The organism is Roseburia faecis (assembly GCF_001406815.1).
GTDB lineage: Bacteria > Bacillota > Clostridia > Lachnospirales > Lachnospiraceae > Roseburia > Roseburia faecis.
The window spans coordinates 155,174-172,605 of record NZ_CVRR01000037.1; the positions used below are offsets into that span (position 1 = coordinate 155,174).

At 43.7% G+C, this 17,432-nt stretch carries 16 protein-coding genes; 5 read left to right on the plus strand and 11 right to left on the minus strand.

Annotated features, from left to right (window positions below; translation table 11 throughout):
* Window positions 1–101: 101 nt before the first annotated feature.
* From M72_RS11960 to M72_RS11970, 3 genes are all read left to right on the plus strand, one after another.
* Window positions 102–1,211 (plus strand): iron-containing alcohol dehydrogenase family protein, encoded by a 1,110-nt coding sequence (locus M72_RS11960; RefSeq protein ID WP_055068378.1) that lies wholly within the window; start codon window positions 102–104, stop codon window positions 1,209–1,211.
* Window positions 1,204–2,397, plus strand: a complete 1,194-nt coding sequence (locus M72_RS11965) for a YkvI family membrane protein (RefSeq protein WP_055068379.1) — start codon at window positions 1,204–1,206, stop codon at window positions 2,395–2,397. Before M72_RS11960 ends, M72_RS11965 begins: the two co-directional genes overlap by 8 nt.
* Window positions 2,398–2,488: 91 nt before the next feature.
* A complete protein-coding gene (locus M72_RS11970) occupies window positions 2,489–3,301 on the plus strand; it encodes a DUF6612 family protein (protein ID WP_022044880.1) in 813 nt (270 codons plus the stop codon).
* A gap of 52 nt (window positions 3,302–3,353) precedes the next feature.
* Here the strand turns inward: M72_RS11970 and M72_RS11975 are convergent, their stop codons facing one another.
* The 10 genes from M72_RS11975 to M72_RS12015 all read right to left on the minus strand — a co-directional run bounded on the left by M72_RS11975 (window position 3,354) and on the right by M72_RS12015 (window position 13,807).
* A complete protein-coding gene (locus tag M72_RS11975) occupies window positions 3,354–3,827 on the minus strand; it encodes an LURP-one-related/scramblase family protein (protein WP_055068380.1) in 474 nt (157 codons plus the stop codon).
* On the minus strand, window positions 3,824–4,693 hold the full coding sequence (locus M72_RS11980) for a hypothetical protein (RefSeq protein ID WP_055068381.1): 870 nt from the start codon (window positions 4,691–4,693) through the stop codon (window positions 3,824–3,826). The genes M72_RS11975 and M72_RS11980 overlap by 4 nt, the downstream gene beginning before the upstream one ends.
* 21 nt (window positions 4,694–4,714) lie before the next feature.
* Window positions 4,715–6,019, minus strand: a complete 1,305-nt coding sequence (locus tag M72_RS11985) for an MYG1 family protein (protein WP_055068382.1) — start codon at window positions 6,017–6,019, stop codon at window positions 4,715–4,717.
* A 9-nt stretch (window positions 6,020–6,028) separates the two neighbouring features.
* Window positions 6,029–6,178, minus strand: coding sequence for a hypothetical protein (locus M72_RS17215; RefSeq protein WP_022044884.1), 150 nt, complete (start codon window positions 6,176–6,178; stop codon window positions 6,029–6,031).
* Between the two features lie 688 nt (window positions 6,179–6,866).
* Window positions 6,867–7,823 carry a DUF3878 family protein gene (locus M72_RS11990; RefSeq protein WP_022045507.1) on the minus strand — a complete coding sequence of 319 codons (957 nt, stop codon included), beginning with the start codon at window positions 7,821–7,823 and terminating at the stop codon, window positions 6,867–6,869.
* Between the two features lie 134 nt (window positions 7,824–7,957).
* Window positions 7,958–9,067 carry a GntR family transcriptional regulator gene (locus M72_RS11995; protein ID WP_055068383.1) on the minus strand — a complete coding sequence of 370 codons (1,110 nt, stop codon included), beginning with the start codon at window positions 9,065–9,067 and terminating at the stop codon, window positions 7,958–7,960.
* 27 nt (window positions 9,068–9,094) lie between these two features.
* Window positions 9,095–10,066: an ABC transporter permease gene (locus M72_RS12000; protein WP_082413902.1), complete on the minus strand. Its 972-nt coding sequence runs from the start codon at window positions 10,064–10,066 to the stop codon at window positions 9,095–9,097.
* A 10-nt stretch (window positions 10,067–10,076) separates the two neighbouring features.
* Window positions 10,077–11,576: a sugar ABC transporter ATP-binding protein gene (locus tag M72_RS12005; protein ID WP_055068384.1), complete on the minus strand. Its 1,500-nt coding sequence runs from the start codon at window positions 11,574–11,576 to the stop codon at window positions 10,077–10,079.
* A gap of 19 nt (window positions 11,577–11,595) precedes the next feature.
* Entirely contained in the window at window positions 11,596–12,546 is a 951-nt protein-coding gene (locus tag M72_RS12010; RefSeq protein ID WP_022045503.1) for an ABC transporter permease, read from the minus strand.
* Between the two features lie 91 nt (window positions 12,547–12,637).
* Entirely contained in the window at window positions 12,638–13,807 is a 1,170-nt protein-coding gene (locus M72_RS12015) for a sugar ABC transporter substrate-binding protein (RefSeq protein ID WP_022045502.1), read from the minus strand.
* 425 nt (window positions 13,808–14,232) lie between these two features.
* On the opposite strand from M72_RS12015, the gene M72_RS12025 reads away from it, so the two are divergent.
* Window positions 14,233–14,469: a hypothetical protein gene (locus tag M72_RS12025; RefSeq protein WP_022045501.1), complete on the plus strand. Its 237-nt coding sequence runs from the start codon at window positions 14,233–14,235 to the stop codon at window positions 14,467–14,469.
* Between the two features lie 112 nt (window positions 14,470–14,581).
* On the opposite strand, the gene M72_RS12030 is transcribed toward M72_RS12025, so the two are convergent.
* The gene (locus tag M72_RS12030) at window positions 14,582–16,162 is read right to left on the minus strand and encodes a glucose-6-phosphate isomerase (RefSeq protein ID WP_022045500.1); all 1,581 of its coding nucleotides are present in this window, start codon (window positions 16,160–16,162) and stop codon (window positions 14,582–14,584) included.
* Window positions 16,163–16,341: 179 nt separating this feature from the next.
* Between M72_RS12030 and M72_RS12035 the strand changes: the two genes are divergently transcribed.
* Window positions 16,342–17,430 (plus strand): GGDEF domain-containing protein, encoded by a 1,089-nt coding sequence (locus M72_RS12035; protein WP_261291826.1) that lies wholly within the window; start codon window positions 16,342–16,344, stop codon window positions 17,428–17,430.
* Window positions 17,431–17,432: the final 2 nt, after the last annotated feature.

A 17,432-nucleotide genomic window follows, 5' to 3' on the forward strand; every position in this document is an offset into this window, starting at 1 on the left:
ACATTTTCATTTCAGAACGAAGCAAGACTTTGAAAGTTTTTATTGAACAGTAACAGGCAATTGGTATAAACTGTGTATATATCGAAAATAAAGGAGAACCTATGAAATTAGAAAATTACGAAGTGCATCTGCCAAGCTATTCCATCGGCGATCACATCTACGATAAAATCGGACCGGTCTGTGAATCCTACGGAAAAACCGTGCTTCTGATCGGTGGCAGACGCGCACTTAAAGCAGCGGAAGAAAAGATCCGCACTTATGTAGCAAAAACAAACTTAGAAATCATCGGTGTCGAACGGTACGGCAGTGACTGTACCTACGAAACCGTGGAAAAACTGCGACAGCTTCCCGTCTATCACAAAGCCGATATGGTCTTTGGTGTGGGCGGTGGAAAAGCACTAGACACCGTAAAATGTCTGTGTATCACTGACGATAAGCCGGTCTTTACGTTCCCGACCATCGCCTCCAACTGTGCAGCCTGTACTTCGGTATCCATCATGTACAACGAGGACGGCACATTCTTAAAACCAAACTTTTTTGTACGGCCTGCCATGCACGCATTTATCGACACGGAAATCATTGCCAAAGCTCCTGCACAGTATATGTGGGCGGGCATTGGCGATACCTATGCCAAATACTATGAGGCAACCATCTCTTCCCGTGGGGAACAGCTGGAACATTTCACCTCCCTTGGTGTAGCATTAAGTGTCATGTGCCGCAATCCGCTTCTGGAATACGGTGCCAAAGCACTCGAGGATCATAAAAAAGGATTATGTACCTACGATGTGGAGCAGGTTGTCCTTGCCATCGTCGTGACAACCGGAATTGCCTCCATTTTCCTGACGAAAGATTTCACCCCGGATTATAACAGCGGACTGGCACATGCCATTTTTTATGCGCTGACCAGTTATCCGGTCATTGAAGAAAAACATCTGCACGGAGAAGTCGTGGGATTCGGCGTTCTGTTTGCACTGCTTGTCGACCAGCAGTACGAGGAATTTGAAAAAATTTATACCTTAAACCAACAGCTGCAGCTTCCGACCTCCCTGGAACAGATTGAGATTACGGAAGAACAGTGGGAGGAAAGTATGGACCGCATCCCGGAAATGTCCGATATCAGACATTACCCATATAAAGTAACAAAAGAAATGCTGGCCCTTGCAATGAAGCAGCTGAAAGAACAGGAGGGAGGCAGACTGATAAATGAATAAAAAATCTTCTGCCGGCACCGGCACCTATTCCATCATTTTTGGTGTTGCCTTTGTCTGGTTCACCACGCATTTCGGCGGCGGATTTGCTTCCGGCGCCCAGATTTACAGTTACTATGTACGGTTCGGCATCTGGTGTCTGATCATGCCTGCACTTGCCATGCTCTATAACGGTATCTTTTTTGCCTACGGCATGCGCTTTGCCAGGAAACACGAAGTGTACGATTACCGCTCGTACAACAATGCATTTTACGGAAAATTCGCCCCTGTTTTTTCCAACCTGTTTGAAGTGCTCTATATCTGCGTCATGTGTGTCGCTCCCGCTGTTGCCTTTGCAACCGGCGGTGCAACATTAAGTACACTGACAGGACTTCCGTATCTGCTGTGTACCCTGATCATCGGCATTTTCATCTTTATCGTTGCCATTTTCGGCACCGACCTGGTGCGCCGGGTAGCCTCCGTGCTTTCCATCTGCATCATTGCCGGGCTTCTGATTGTATACATTCCGAATATCATCCACGGATGGTCTGCCATCCGCGCAACCGCACAGCAGATGACAACATCCACACAACCATTCGGAAAGGCACTTTACTCCGCATTCCTTTACGGAACGTTCCAGTTGGCAAACATTGCGGTATTTGTCCAGCACGCCAAAGTATTCAAAAAACCGGGCGATGCAGTCAAAAGCATGGGGCTCGGCTTTCTCATCAACGCGCTGATGATGACGATGGTCTGTCTTGGAATTATGACCGTTTCCACAAGTCCGGATATGGCAGGCACCAGCGTGCCGACACTGCTTATGGTACAAAAAGGCATCGGCAAAGGATTTATGACACCGCTCATTTCCATTCTGATTATCCTCGGTGCCGTATCCACAGCGGTAAATATGGTTGCCGCCATGGTGAAACGTGTATCCGACGGACTTAAAAAACGGATCCTGTCCGGCAAAAATGATGTATCCGATGGAACACCAAAAGCAGAAACTCCGGACATAAACACCAGAAAACGCATCTCCTCCCGTGAGATTATCATCGCACTGATCTGCTGTCTGATTGATTTTGGCATCGCACAATTCGGGCTTCTGACACTGATCCAGAAAGCTTACAGTTTTCTGGCTTACCTTGCCATTCCGGTGATCCTTGTTCCATATATCATTCACATGATTGTGACACGAATGGATTCCAAATAAAGCAAATGTAGGAAAAAGGTCTTATTGACGAAAAACATCTTTAGATGATACGATACCTCCATATCAATAAAAAATATGGAGGTTTTATTTTATGAAAAAGTTAAAGAAACAATTTCTGGCAGCTGTGCTTACCGCAGTTATGGCAGTATGCGCTTTTGCCGGCACTACTCCTGTAGCGGCAGCAACCCTTTCTGCCAAGCAGTACATCAACAAAATGGCGAAAGCCACAGAAAAATTGAAATCCTATGAGATGAAAATGAACATGGATATGGACATGTCGGTTCAGGGAAAAACCACATCCACCAAAACCACGTCAACAACGATTGCTTTTGCCAGTCCGCTGAAAACCAAAACCGTTATGACGATGACAATCCCTTCCAACGGTAAGGACACAAAAATAAAAGTAATCTCCTACACAAAACAAAAAGGCAACAAACTGTTGCAGTACACCTCTACGGATAACAAAACCTATGAAAAATCAACACTGGATTTGTCTGACTACTCCGATATGCTCAGTTCTGTACAGACCACAGATATGTATTCGGATTTAAAAATTGTCAAAAACAGCGTAACCGTCAACGGAAAATCAACCGTACAGATTCAGGCACGGCTGAAGGGCGAAGATATTGCCGGTCTTCTTGCACAACTTGGACTTAACGGAGATAACACACAGGGAACATCTTCTGATTACAGTTCTCTTTCTCCGATTACCATCTCTCTCTGGATTGATAAGAAGACCTATTATCCGGTAAAACAGACGATCGACATGAAAGACTTCATGAACGAGTATCTTAGTTCTCTTGTAGCGGATTCCGATATGTCCTACTCCAAGATTAAGACATCTGTTACATACAAAAACTTCAACAAGGCAACTAAATTTTCACTTCCGAAAGCCTGCAAATAAATGAAAGAAATGAAAAAGTTGGAATAACGACCGATTCGTTATTCCAACTTTTTTACTTTCCCTGTGTACAATTCGCTGCATCAATGGCAATGACAAGCATCAATGCCGGAATCTCATCTTCGGAATTTAAAATATTAATCGTATAGGTATCTCCCCAGTGGAACAGTTCCTTTGAAATATGCACGACTGAACTGCAGCCCGCATACACATCATAGTCCCAGGCGAGGAAATCTCCCTCACAACGCCATCCGTTATAATCAATTTCATAACGCGGTTTGAAAAACGTAAATTCCTTTTGAATATTTCCAAATTCACGTCCACCGATCACAATATCAAACGAAGGAAGAAGCGTAAAAAGACGCTGCTTGATCATACCGATTTCATTTCCGGAAACATCAAATACATGGATCTGGTGCCCCAGCCGAAACAATTCTGCTTTTACAAAATACTTTTTATTTCCCGCCTCATCATAGACATCATAGGTATCCGTCCATGAAAAAACACGCTGTTTCATCAGTAATTTCATATTCTTTTTCCCTCTTTCTTCTTTTTTCCGATCTGTGGCAACGTAATATTTACCCCAAGTACCAGTTTCACAAGCCAGACAAAAAACAACAGAACAAGAATCGGTATTACACAGGAAGTCACCAGCATTACCGCAATCGCTTCTATAAACCGGTTCAGTGTATTTTCCAGATTTACTTTTGCTCCGGTCACGGTATTCTCAACTTTGTCCACTAGTCCCGACCAGAAACTACTTTTCCCACCGTCATCGGAACTGCTGCTCTCCTGACTCTGTGTATCCGCCTCGCCTTTGATCTCATCCGTTGCCTGTTTTGCTGATGCAATGGTATTTTCCATGGAAGCTCCATATGTCGCATCAATCAGATCCGCAACCCTGACACTTACCGGAACTACCAGATAAATAGTCAGCCCAAACAAAACCAGCTTACAGGCAATGGTCCTGCCCAGATCTTTTTTGAATCCAAAACAAAGCGACAACAAAATACATCCAATCGGAATCAACAGTTTAAATGCTGCCAGCCCCGTAATGGTAACCAGATATTTTTCAAGGTAGATTGCACAGACAACAATCAGAAAATACGAACTCAGATCGGCCAGTTTATCCGCAATCGGAGTACCGGCATCTCCCGGAATAAGCGTAATTGCGGCAGAAGCAGCTGTTGCCGCTGCCGTCAGTTCCAATGCAGTTGTCTTTTTGTCATCCAGTGATTGAATCGCGTGTGCATTTATCTTCATAGTTGGAGATGCTGTATATTTTGCAATCACACAAAATGACAGAAGTGCACACAAAAGGGGAATCAAAATCGATACAATCCACCGGATTCTCTCCCTCTGTTCTGCCTGTTTGTGGTTTCCTGACTCATCCATTGTTCTTCCTCTCTTTCTGGTCTACGATCCCGAAGGAAGCCGCACGATGCGGGTCTTTCCTTCCTTCTTTGCGTGCATCAGTACCGGCATGTGTTTTTTGCGGAGTGCATGCACCACTGGATAGGCTGCAAACAGATCTGCCGTAACATAAACCGCTTCCGGTTTATACTCGAGTATTTGTTTTACAAAATCTTTGATATACGTTTTCCAATCTTCTTTTTCCATTGCAACTTCCGCATACACGCCCTGTTCTTCCAGATCCGGAAGAAGCGGAAGTGTCATGTGACAGATCTGTGCATCGGTCATATCCGGAATCTGCCTGAGCAATTGCTCTGTTTCTTCTCTCTCGCAATTTTTTGTCTCCTGTGCCTCTCCGGCATCCCACAGACACACAATCACCGGCTTTTGCTCATATTCTTCCAGACTGATCTCACATGCCCTGATGGCATCCGCCTCGTCTCCAACCGTCATAAGAAATCCGCCCTTGTGACAGAATCCTGCGCTGGCAAGCCCGGTAGCCTTTTGCAGTTCTTCATTTTCAAGCCCCAGCCATTGCTTTGGAAAACTGCATTTGTAATTCATGGAATCCGGTTTCTTCTGTGGCTGGATACAATATCCGCCACGATTTGACGGAAAAATAACAAACGCGATATCTGTCTCCTTCAGCCGTTTCTGACACGGAACAAATTCGGAAAGGACAAGAATCCTTGTATCTGTCAGATCTTCCCGTGCACTTAATACTTCCTCGATCTGTGCATCTGCCCGTGCATCCGCACGATAACGCGCAAATTTATTTTCCAGAATCATTCCTGCCATCTGTACCGCCCGCTGAAATTCTTTGGTCAGACCACGGGATTTTTCTTCCGCAGTCAGCGCAGGCTCAGCAGATATGCTTTCTTCTTCCTTCTGTATGTTTTTTTGTGCGTCCCACACCGGATTAAAGTTTCCGATCAGTGTCGCAAGTTCATTCTTTTCTCCGGTATTATCATTGTTATCCAACGGCTGCACAAATTCTTCATCAAACCGCTGCGCTAACGTTTCCCCTAAGATTCCGCTTCCGAGTTCTTCCCAGAGCAGACCAAAGGCGGCATACGGTACTCCATTTTCACGCACACGGCTGTCTCTCTGGTGATGATCATACCGCCCTCTGCCAATATCAAATACAATCCCATCATATTCTTCTGGCACACGGTTTCCTCTTGTGATTGTAATCTGCGGATTCAGATACAACAATAATGCGGATGAAAATACATCATCCGCATGAAATTTTCCGCTATGTGTAAATGCTTTTGCATTCGGTTTTTTGATCTGTTCTAATAATCCCATCTTGTCTTTCTACTCTTTTTTATTTTCTGTAATTCCCCACTCTTTTTCCATATAATCTCTGCCCATGCCTCCACCGACATCCCCGCTCACATTGCGGAGTGCAGCCATACATACGCCTCCAAGCGCACCAACTACAAGAATCCCCAGTAACATCCACATAAAAATTCCCCCTCTCCGAAAATGATATGTTTTCTTCAATATATTACACCTGTGTGATGAAGTCAACTCATTTCACAAAAAGGGGGAAAATGTGTACCTGAACAGCATGGTGTTCAGGTGCTGAGTGAACAGTAACAAATTATGAATCGATTCACACTTTTCCTTGCAGAGATTCAAAAGATATGTTATTCTATGTATAGAAAAAGGGAAAGCTAGAGAAGCGGCTTACCCCAATAATTAAAAATCTGTTTTAACAACAGCCGTCATTATTGCGAGTAATGGCGGCTATTTTCGTTTTCCCTTGAAAATCGTGTAACACAATCCAACAAGGGCGCAAATGAATATCCCTATCTGAATCAAATCAGAATATGTAACATACATTGGCAACGCCCTCCTTTCTTTCGTCTGGAGGGTTAGCCCCTCCGAAAAAGAGGGTAAGCCGCCCGGCTCTCTAGTTTCCCATGTATCTATACTATCATTTTAGAAAAAGTCTTTCAATCAAATTCTAACCTGATTGTCTTTTTATTCGTTATTGTTACTCTCTGATTACATAGAAATCCGCTGGAAAGGAGGGCTAAGCCATGAGTATTGTCGACTTTATAGCAGTGGTAAGTTTCGGCCTAACCTGCTTTGGTCGTGGATATACCTTTGGCAAAGATAACAATAAGCCACAAAAATAGCCGCCATATTACAACTCTATTTCCTCCACCTGAATCTTCTGGTTTACCATCCCCTGGCGGCTGACCAGCAGATACACCTTTAAATCCAGCTGATCTTTTGCAATTGTAAATGGCTCCTGCCGCACAATTTCTACATATGCGCCCGTCTTTTCCAGTTCTTCCTTCCGTGCGTTTGCTTTTTTCAGGCACAGTGCCAGCCGTTCCTCTCCGCTTTTTCCAAACAGGCGTCGCGGATAGATGGCCGTCTCCTTTTTGATCGTTTCCGTAAGTGTTTTCACAAAGCCAAAATGAATGCTATGGTGCAGGACGTGTGCCACCCACCTGGTTACAATTGTTGACGGATGTCTGCGATAAAAGCGAATCCAGCCAACCAGCAGCCAGTCTTTCGCCTGCTTTGCCAGCTGCTCCATCACATCCAGTCCCTGCAGGAAAGACTCTTTCGGCATCTCATGTGGCACCATATACGGTTCCGGTGCAGCACAGTAAGAACAGAAATTAAGTGCCGGGACATCCGCCAGATGAACCAGATGCTTTTCCCCCTCACTGCAATAATTTTCCCCCAAATAGGTATACTTGTCCCACAGCACTGCAATCCGAAATTCCAGCTGACGCAGATTTTCATACCGCGGAACCCAGAAATGTGCAATCTCTCCGTAGTTATATAGATTTACTTCCAGCTCCAGCTTCTGATAAAACAGGGTAATAACACTGTCTCCCTGCCGCACCCCAAGCACATACCGGTCCTGATCCCGGTCATAAGAGGCATCCAGTTTCCCTTCATAATCCTTTTTGTATGTGCCTGTGAAGATTGCTTCCCGAAAAACAAGAAAACTCTCCACGGTATCATTCATTTGATAAACCAACCGGATATCCTGCTCTGTTGTATTCGCTGTATGATCCTCCGGCAATAAAAGTTCAAATTCATTTTGCGCAAGCAGTTCCTGCAGCATTTCAAATGTTGTCACGTTTTTCTACTCCCTGATCCATTGCTAAGCCTATGATACTCTAATGGCTTCTTTCCTGTCAATCATCCCATATTTTTTCAACAAAAAAACATCTGCTTTCTATTTTTTAAAAGAAAACAGATGTCTTTTCATCCTTATCTCCTATCGATCGCCCGCACGGAATTTCCGTCATTTAGCTTCACCGGAAAACGATACGAATAATTTCTTTCCTGCCAGTTCTCATCCTCCATCATCCGCAAAAGATTTTTGGCCGTAATCCGCCCCAACTGATACTTCGGATGCACAGCCGATAGTAATTTCACTTTCTGCTCCTGCTGCAGCTCCGCATCATCAAAAGATACCACCGAGACATCTTCCGGAACGGAAAGCCCGCGATCTGCCAGAAATTCCATATAATATCCGGCGACTTCATCGTTGTATACAATCATTGCGGTACAATCCTTTGTCCTGCGATACATCCGGAGCATTCCCTTCTTGCTGAGCTTTTCATCCATATCTTTCGTGGAATACCACCGCACACAATCATCATCGAATTTCATGCCATAATCGGAAAGACACTGGATAAATCCTTTATAGCGCTCAATTCCCTGCATATCATCATATTTAAAAATTCCACCAATCCGGCGATGTCCGTGTTCGATCAGTATCTTTGTCAACTCGTATGCCGCTCTGGCGTCTTCCATCTCTACGCTGTCAAACAGCTGATTTTCATAATGATTATGGATAAAAAGCGTCGGTATGTTGCGCTTTCGAATTTCTCTGAACAGGCGGATATTTGGATTGGGAAACGCGGACCGCGAACCTTCGATAATCAATCCGGAAACATTGCTTTTTATCAGTCCTTCCAGATAAAGTGCCTCATCATTCAGACGGTTTTTGGTTACCGCAACCTCAATCCCATATCCCTTTTCTGTCAGCGCAGATTCAATTCCATCATACACCTGCGGAAATAAATAATCGGAATAATAACTAAGGAGCAGACCAACCCGTTGACGCGATTCGTTCTCGGTACTGCCTTCATAAGACACGTACGTTCCGCTTCCGCGTACCCGGGTGATCAGCCCCTCATCCTCTAACTGTTGGAGAGCTGTGCGCACCGTCTGCCTGGAATAACCGAATTTCTTCTGCAGAATGGTCTCAGACGGAAACTTATCCATATTTTTAATTACGCCACTGGTGATTAACGTATGTGCCCAATGATATAATTTCTGATATTTCAAATTATCCTGTTCTGTATTACGCATAGCCTCTCCATTTGCCTTTTTATGTTTTTACTTGATAACCTGAATAGACTCACGATCTGCAAATACTGCAACGAAGATCAGGAATACAATACCCTGAATGAGCTGCATCATCTGTGTAGAGAATCCCATCATAGTTAATCCACTGTTTAATACGATGTAAAGTAATGATCCGACAATAATATTCTCGAAACGAACCTTTGCACCACCGGAAATTGGCATTCCACCAAGTACCAGTGCGATCAGGATCTGTGTCTCTAACTGGTTTCCACCGGAAGATGTTACCGATCCGACTTTGATAACATTGATAAATGCTGCAAATCCTGTAATGGCACCTGCGAGTACATAAATCAGGAATTTCATCCGGTCTGTACGGATACCGGAAAACATAGCTGCTTTCTCACCGGCACCGATGGCCTTTAAATAAGTTCCGAACTTTGTAAAGCGGAATGCCACAAATCCAATGGCAAGTATCACAACCGTGCAGGCAACTTTCAGTGCTGTGCTGTCATAATTGATCAGCTTTGCAGATCCGGCTACCGGAGCGTTGGTTGTCAGGTACTTGATAAAACCACGGAATAAGAACATGGTACAAATTGTTACAATAAAGGATTTGATCTTACGGTTTACATAGAAATAACCGTTAATCGCACCGATTGCTGCTCCGGCTGCAATACCACCGATAATCGCCAATGGAATGCTGTATTTTGAGAGCATACATACTACAATGGAGGAAATACCAAGAATAGATCCCTGGGAGAAATCCAGACCACCCATTGTCATAATGAAAAATACGCCCATCGCAGAAATCATCGTCACATATACCTGTGAGAGTACCAGTGACATATTACCCATCATTCGAAAATCTGTCAGGAAATTGAATAACAGGAAAATAACCACCAGTCCTACAATCGGAAGAAGTGAACGGATCAGCGACATTTTTGATGCTTTTTTGAGCTGCTGCTCTTTATCGTTTGTATTTACACTTGCTTGACTTCCCATAGCTGCCTCCTTATACCATCATCGTAATCAGACCATTTTCATCAAGGTTCTGGTCACGCTCAAGTTCTCCGCTGATCTTGCCGTCTTTCATGATCATGATGCGGTCACACATACCGATCAGCTCCATCAATTCCTCGGAGATCATGATAATGGATTTTCCATTTTTTCTCATCTGATTCATCAACTGGTAAATATCCTGCTTTACCTTGATATCAATGCCTCGTGTCGGGCTGTCGAGTACGACGATATCGGAATCTTTTCCGATCCATCTTGCCAGAACGACTTTCTGCTTATTTCCACCGGACAGGTTGGAAACGAACTGGTTGACATCGACCATCTTAACGGACATCTGCTTTGCAAATTTGTTTGCAAAATCTTTTTTCTTCTTATCGCTGATCAGATGTGCCGGTCCGGACAGTTCATCCAGTGACGGGAGACAAATGTTATCTCCAATGCTCTGATTTAACACAACCGACTCGTTATCACGATCCTTCGATGTATATGCAATGCTGTGTTTGATTGCGGTCGGAATATCGTTGATCTGGGTTCCATCTGCCAGCTCTACGGTTCCTTCCCTGTCATAGGATGCACCAAAGATTGCTTTACCGATCTCATGCATACCAGACTCGGAAAGTCCACCAAATCCAAGGATCTCACCTTTGTGCAGATCAAAACTTACATTCTCGATCAATCCCGGAACGGTTACATCCTTTACCGAAAGTACGACTTCATCGGAAACTTTCTCCCCGTAATCGCTGCGGTAGTAATCGCCCGTTACTTCACGTCCAACCATGAGTTTCTTTAAATCATTTTCGTTGACATCTTTACTCTTTACGGTATCAATGTATACACCATCACGGAGAATGGTGATTGTATCGGATTTCTCAATGATCTCCGGGAGATCGTGGGAAATAAAGATGACGGTGTTGCCGCTCTTTCGGATACGCTCCATATGTTTGTACAGTTCTTCACGCCCCTCCTGGGAAAGCGCTGTCGTTGTCTCATCAATAACAACGATCTTTGGATTAAAGTAGGTTGCCTTTACGATCTCTACGAGCTTACGATCCTCGAAGTTGTAAGAGTCGATCATATCAGCAGCCTTGATTCTTTCAAATCCATACTGCTTTAACAGCTCTGTTGCTTTTTTGTTCATGGCATTTGTATTTTTGATGCCACAGTGTACGAACTGATCCTCATGACCGAGGAAAATATTCTCTGCAACAGTCAGTCCGGACAATGTACCAAGCTCCTGTACAATGATGGAGATTCCTTCATTGTTTGCTTCTACCTGATTCTTTGGATGAACTTCCTTGCCATCCAGAATAAATGTACCGCTGCCAATGCTGTAAATACCGGTAAGCATGTTGGTCAGGGTGGATTTTCCGGAGCCGTTTTCTCCGATCAGTGCATGAACTTCTCCCTTGTTAACGTTAAAGGAAACGTTCTGTACGGCTTTTGTAATACCGAAGTTCTTGCAGAGATTTTTTACTTGTAATCTTACTTCACTCATTGCTGTCTTCCCCCTTTCATTACTTGACGATCTCGCCCTTTGTAGCCTTTGTTGTCAGAGTAATGATAATAAGCAGTGCAAGTCCTGTGATCACATCCTGGATAGCGGTTGGTGCTCCAAGAGCAATGAAACCGAAGAAGATGATGTTGATGACAAACTCACCGATGATAATTGCCGGAAGTGGCATTCCGTATTTCTTAAATGCCAGACCAAAGAAACATCCCATGGTCGGTACGAAGTTTCGGCTCATAGATGCCATTCCGGTAACGGCTACCATGGAAGATCCGTAACTGATGGTCAGGATCGCCATAACACCGAGGAATGCACCACTTAAAATAAATGCAAGAACTTTATACTTATTTACGTTAATACCCATGTTCTTGGCAACAAACTCATCACTGCCGATAGCATAGGTGTATGTTCCAATTTTTGTGTAATTTAAGAATATGTAAGCAACGACACATGCCACAAGTGCAAGGATGATATCCCAAGGCATCTGGCCAAATGCACGTAAATTGGATGGAAGTGTCTGCTCTACGCCGCCTGCAATGTAGTTTGCCAGAGACTCATAGATCAGTGCAAGTCCTGTTGTTACAATCATGGACGGGATACGGAGTTTTACATAAAACATACCGTTTAATGCACCGACAATTGTTCCTGTTAAGATACATCCGACGATCAATCCGAAATATCCGAGATTAAAACGGGTGGCGAATACACACCCAACGATTGCGGAAAGCATGATATTTGCGCCAATGGAAAAGTCGAACATTCCCATTACCATTACAAAGTAGAATCCTACGGCACCAACAGTTGCAATCAGGCTGGCCTGAAAATAGTTAAGCATATTGCCGAAAGATCCAAAGTTATGCGGCGAAAGTATTTTAAAGATGGCCCAGGAAAGCACAACCAGACCGAGCAGGATCAGATACCCCATTGCTTTTCCCGAAAATTTTTTCGTAGTACTCATATTATCTACCTCTTTTTGTCAATTCTGATAAACGTCACATTGATGGAAAAAGGTGGCGCCGCAAGCAGCGCCACCCCTTGTGGTTATTGTTTTATTTACCCGCACGTGCTGCTGCATCTTCAATAGATACGCTCTGTGCAGTAATTCTTAAGTCTTCCAGACTCAGCTTAGACATATCAACCAGTTCCTGATCAGTATATGGAAGCTGATCTACGAAATACTTCTCATAATTCTTGTAATCATCTGCAGATGATACATACAGATATGGGAATGGAACATCTTCGAACTTACCACCAAAGTCTTTGTAGTTACCCTTTACTGCATTGTATACCATCATGAATGCGATCAATGGATCACAGAAATGTCCTCCGGACTCACCAGCCATGGAACCATTCTCAAGTCTGTCTCCAAGGTCTGGAAGGAAGTCTGTAGAAACGATGTCGATATCTGCGGTCTTTCCGGCACGCTCAACTGCTGCGATTGCACCCTGGAGAGGATCTCCACCACCACCTGCTGGAATAAGTGCATCCAGGTTTGGATCTGCTGCCATCAGAGCTTCTGCTGCCTTAGAACCACCTTCGGAAGTTGTTCCTGCGTACTGTGGCTCAGAAAGCTTTGCCTGATCATCTGGATGTTCTTCGTTCCACTTATCTACGCCAGCTTTATAGCCTTCCCATCTGCCGAGCCATGTAGCATCTCCCTGCTCCCAGCCGATCAGACCAATGTTTCTGTCACCTTTGTTTAAAAGAATGTTTACAAGTTCTTCACCGTTTGCCGGCTCATCCTCGTGAACAGCTCCGATATAATAATCAGAATCTTTTGCTGCCTGATAAATATCTGCACTGTTTTCCTGACTGATAACACGGAAGAACTGTGCCAGATATACTTTATTGTCATTACAGGTCTTAATTGCGGAAGTCATCTCTGTATCAGATGAGTTACAGATGATAATTCCCTGACATCCTGCTGCTGCCAACTGCTCAACAGAAGCGGTAACTTTCTCAGATACATGTCCCTGATCCACATACTGTACATCGACATCCAATGCCTTTGCTGCCTCATCCAGAATCTTCTTACACTGAGAACCAAGTACATCGGTGGATGACCAGATGGAAACACCAATCTTAATCTTTCCGGATTTGTTTGATGATGTACCTCCCTGTGTGGAAGATCCTCCCCCGCCGGTTCCACAGGCTGTCATACCAATTACCATTGATGCTGCCAGGATCGTTGCAGCTACCTTCTTTAAAATTTTCTTCATACGTTGTCCTCCCTCTACTTTGATACGTATTTGCTTTTTGTAATTCTAATTATAGACGGTCCTCTCCTGTTTTTCAATAAAATACAACAATATTTTTTCGTAAAGTTGTATTGTTATATTGCAATTTAACTGTTAAATTTTCTATTTTTCATACGATTATGTGCATTTTGACTGGTTTTCATTTTATTTTTCCTTTGTTTTACTGTCGTTTTGTGCGTTTTGTGTATTTTATTCTTGATTTCTTTCGCTATTGCAATACAACTTGCTTCATGTACACACTTGTACGTTTTCATCTCATGAACACCTGCCATTAAATACAACTGTCTATGTGCAAAGAGAGGCACGACATTGCACTTTCCCGGCACAAATGCTATGATTGAATCACCAAACAGAACAATATTGTATAAAGGAAAGGGAGATGCATTATGAAGGTAATGAACATTGAAAACCCACAGGAGTTTTTGAAAGTAATTGACAGTTGTTCCGGACAGGTTGAGCTTGTCACTGCTGACGGTGACCGCCTGAATCTGAAATCAAAATTATGCCAGCTGGTATCCTTATCTACCATTTTTGAATCTGCTTCCACCATCCCGGAGATGGAAATCATCGCACATGAAGCAGAGGATTCCAGAAAGATTATGGATTACCTGATGCGCGGATAAAACGTTAGAACAATACCAATAAAAAGGAGTATGAAAAACACCGTTGTTTTCATACTCCTTTTTCTTATTATATATGTCTTATATCTCTGACCTGCTTCAGACAAAAATCCGATTAGATATTTAACAGATCACTGAATACTTTCAGTGCTCCGTCTGTCTCATGTGCAAGTACGCGCTTTGCAAGAACTTTACCAAGCTGAACACCTTCCTGATCGAAGCTGTTGACATTCCATAAGAATCCCTGGAACATGATCTTGTTCTCAAAGTGTGCAAGCAATGCACCGAGTGTCTTCGGATTAACCTGCTCTCCGATAATAATAGAAGATGGGCGTCCACCCTCGAAATTCTTGTTGCGGTTTTCATCTTCCTTGCCGCATGCAAAAGCAACGATCTGTGCTGCTACGTTTGCGCAAAGCTTCTGCTGGCTTGTGCTGTCCTGAATGACAACATCTGTGTCAAGCTGGTTATTCTTAAATCCAACAAACTGCAGTGGTACAATATCGGTTCCCTGATGCAGTAACTGATAGAAGGAATGCTGTCCGTTTGTTCCAGGCTCACCGAAAATGACAGGACCTGTCGGGTAATTTACAGGCTCTCCAAAACGGTTTACGGATTTACCATTGGACTCCATATCTACCTGCTGTAAATGTGCCGGGAAACGATTGAGTGCCTGTGAATATGGAAGCACTGCGGTGCTCGGATATCCCAGTACGTTGCGCTCATACACACCGATCAGTGCATCCAGCATCTCAGGGTTCTTCAATACGTCTTTTTCTGCGGAGAGTTTATCCTCTGCTGCAGCACCATCCAGAAACTGTGCAAATACATCCGGTCCAAATGCCAGGGATAATACAGCTCCACCAACGGCTGATGTAGAAGAATAACGTCCTCCGATGTAATCATCCATAAAGAATGCTGCCAGATAATCATCACTCTTTGCCAGCGGAGAAGTCTCACTGGTAACTGCGATCATATGCTTAGAAGCATCCAGGCCTGCTTTCTTTAACGCGTCCTTAACGAAAGACTCATTGGTCAGTGTCTCAAGTGTAGTACCTGATTTGGAAACAAGTACGAAAATAGAATGGGCAACATCTACAGAATTCAATACAGCGGCTGCATCATCCGGATCTACATTACTGATGAATTTTGCTTCCATCTTGAATGTGTTGTTTTTCTTTGCCCAATTCTCAAGTGCTAAATACATAGCGCGGGGACCCAGGTCACTTCCACCGATACCGATCTGGACAACTGTTGTGAATTTTTCACCAGCAGCGTTTGTAATCTCACCAGCGTGTACCTTATTGGCAAAATCAGCAATTCTCTGCTGCTGCTCCACATAGAATTTACGCTTATCCACACCATCTGCTACAACGGCTTTTCCAAGCTGTCCACGGGTCAGCTGATGAAGAACCAGACGGTTCTCTCCGGTGTTAATCACTGCACCATTGTAAAGCTCCTCAAATTTTTCGGAAAGCTGTGCTTCTTCTGCAAGCTTAACCAAAGCTTCCAGTACATCATCATCCACCTGCTTTGCAGCATAGTTGTACACCAATCCCTCTGCCATTGGAATACTGTAATTTTTCACACGCTCTGCCCCGTTCTCGCCAGACATTACTTTTTTCAGATCTATGCGACCTGTTTTTGAAAGGTTCTGAAAAGAAGCAAGGGTATCCAAGTTGTCCCAAGTAACCATAATAGATTCCTCCTATATGTTCTTTGTTATTTTATTCCTCAACCTTACTGATTATACAATGTAATTTCCATGAATTCAAGTATGGATAGTATGTGAAAAATGCGCTTTTCTTTTTCTTATACTGTGATATAATTCTTATAGATGTTTTGGAACGGCATATGTTTATTGGGGGATTACATATGATTCATAAAAAAATAGGGGCGTTTATATTTCAGGATGTACAAAATCCAAATGAGACAAAAACCACTGCTGTGACCCTGCGTCTGTACGCACTGATTCTCAGCGTTTATTTTCTTGTCCTTTTTTGTGTCTGCTGCTTTCTTCGGGATGTTCCTTCCTCCCTGCTGACGCTCATCTGTGGCATTTTATATGTATTTGCTTTCCGGATTACCTATCTAAACCATACACATTTTGCTTCCATTTTTTCACAATTACTGACGTTATTGTGGATTACTGTATTTATACAGAGATTTGGGTGGGACTGCGGTGTACAGCACTTCCTGTTTGTACTTCTCGTATTAAATTTTGCAGTCAGTTTCCACCGCATACGCACTAAAATTTTTGTTGGAATCTGCACATGTGCTTACCGCCTGCTTTTGTATGCCTATACACGGTATCATCTGCCGGTCATCCAGCTTTCCACAGATGCCAGTATCTGCATACAGACCATAGACACTTTGTTTATTTTTGCAGAACTGATCACGGTTATGATTATTTTCACCCAGAATTCCCAGCAGATGGAACACAAGCTTATACGTTACAATCTGGAACTAGAACATATCGCATCCACAGATCCCCTGACCGGGCTTTTCAACCGTTGGCAGATGTATAAGCGTCTGGAAACATGTATTTCCAGATACACTCAGCATAAATTACAGACCCTGACTGTTGCCATGGGGGATATCGACTTTTTCAAACATGTAAATGATACTTACGGGCATGATGCCGGGGATGAAGTTCTCCGCACACTTTCCAGGTTGTTTTGCACGGTAATAGGCGAAAAAGGAGAAGTCTGCCGCTGGGGCGGAGAAGAATTTCTGTTTGTATTTCCCGGCATGGATATGGACGAGGTTCAGCTTTTGATGTCTGACCTTCTGGATGATATCCGGCACACTCCTGTATTATACGAACGCAAACTGATTCATGTAACCATGACATTCGGAGTCGAAGAATTTGGCAGAAATCATACCATGGAATCTGTCATTCAGGAAGCCGACCGCAAGCTTTATCTCGGCAAAGAGAGTGGGCGGAACCGGGTGATCTACTGATT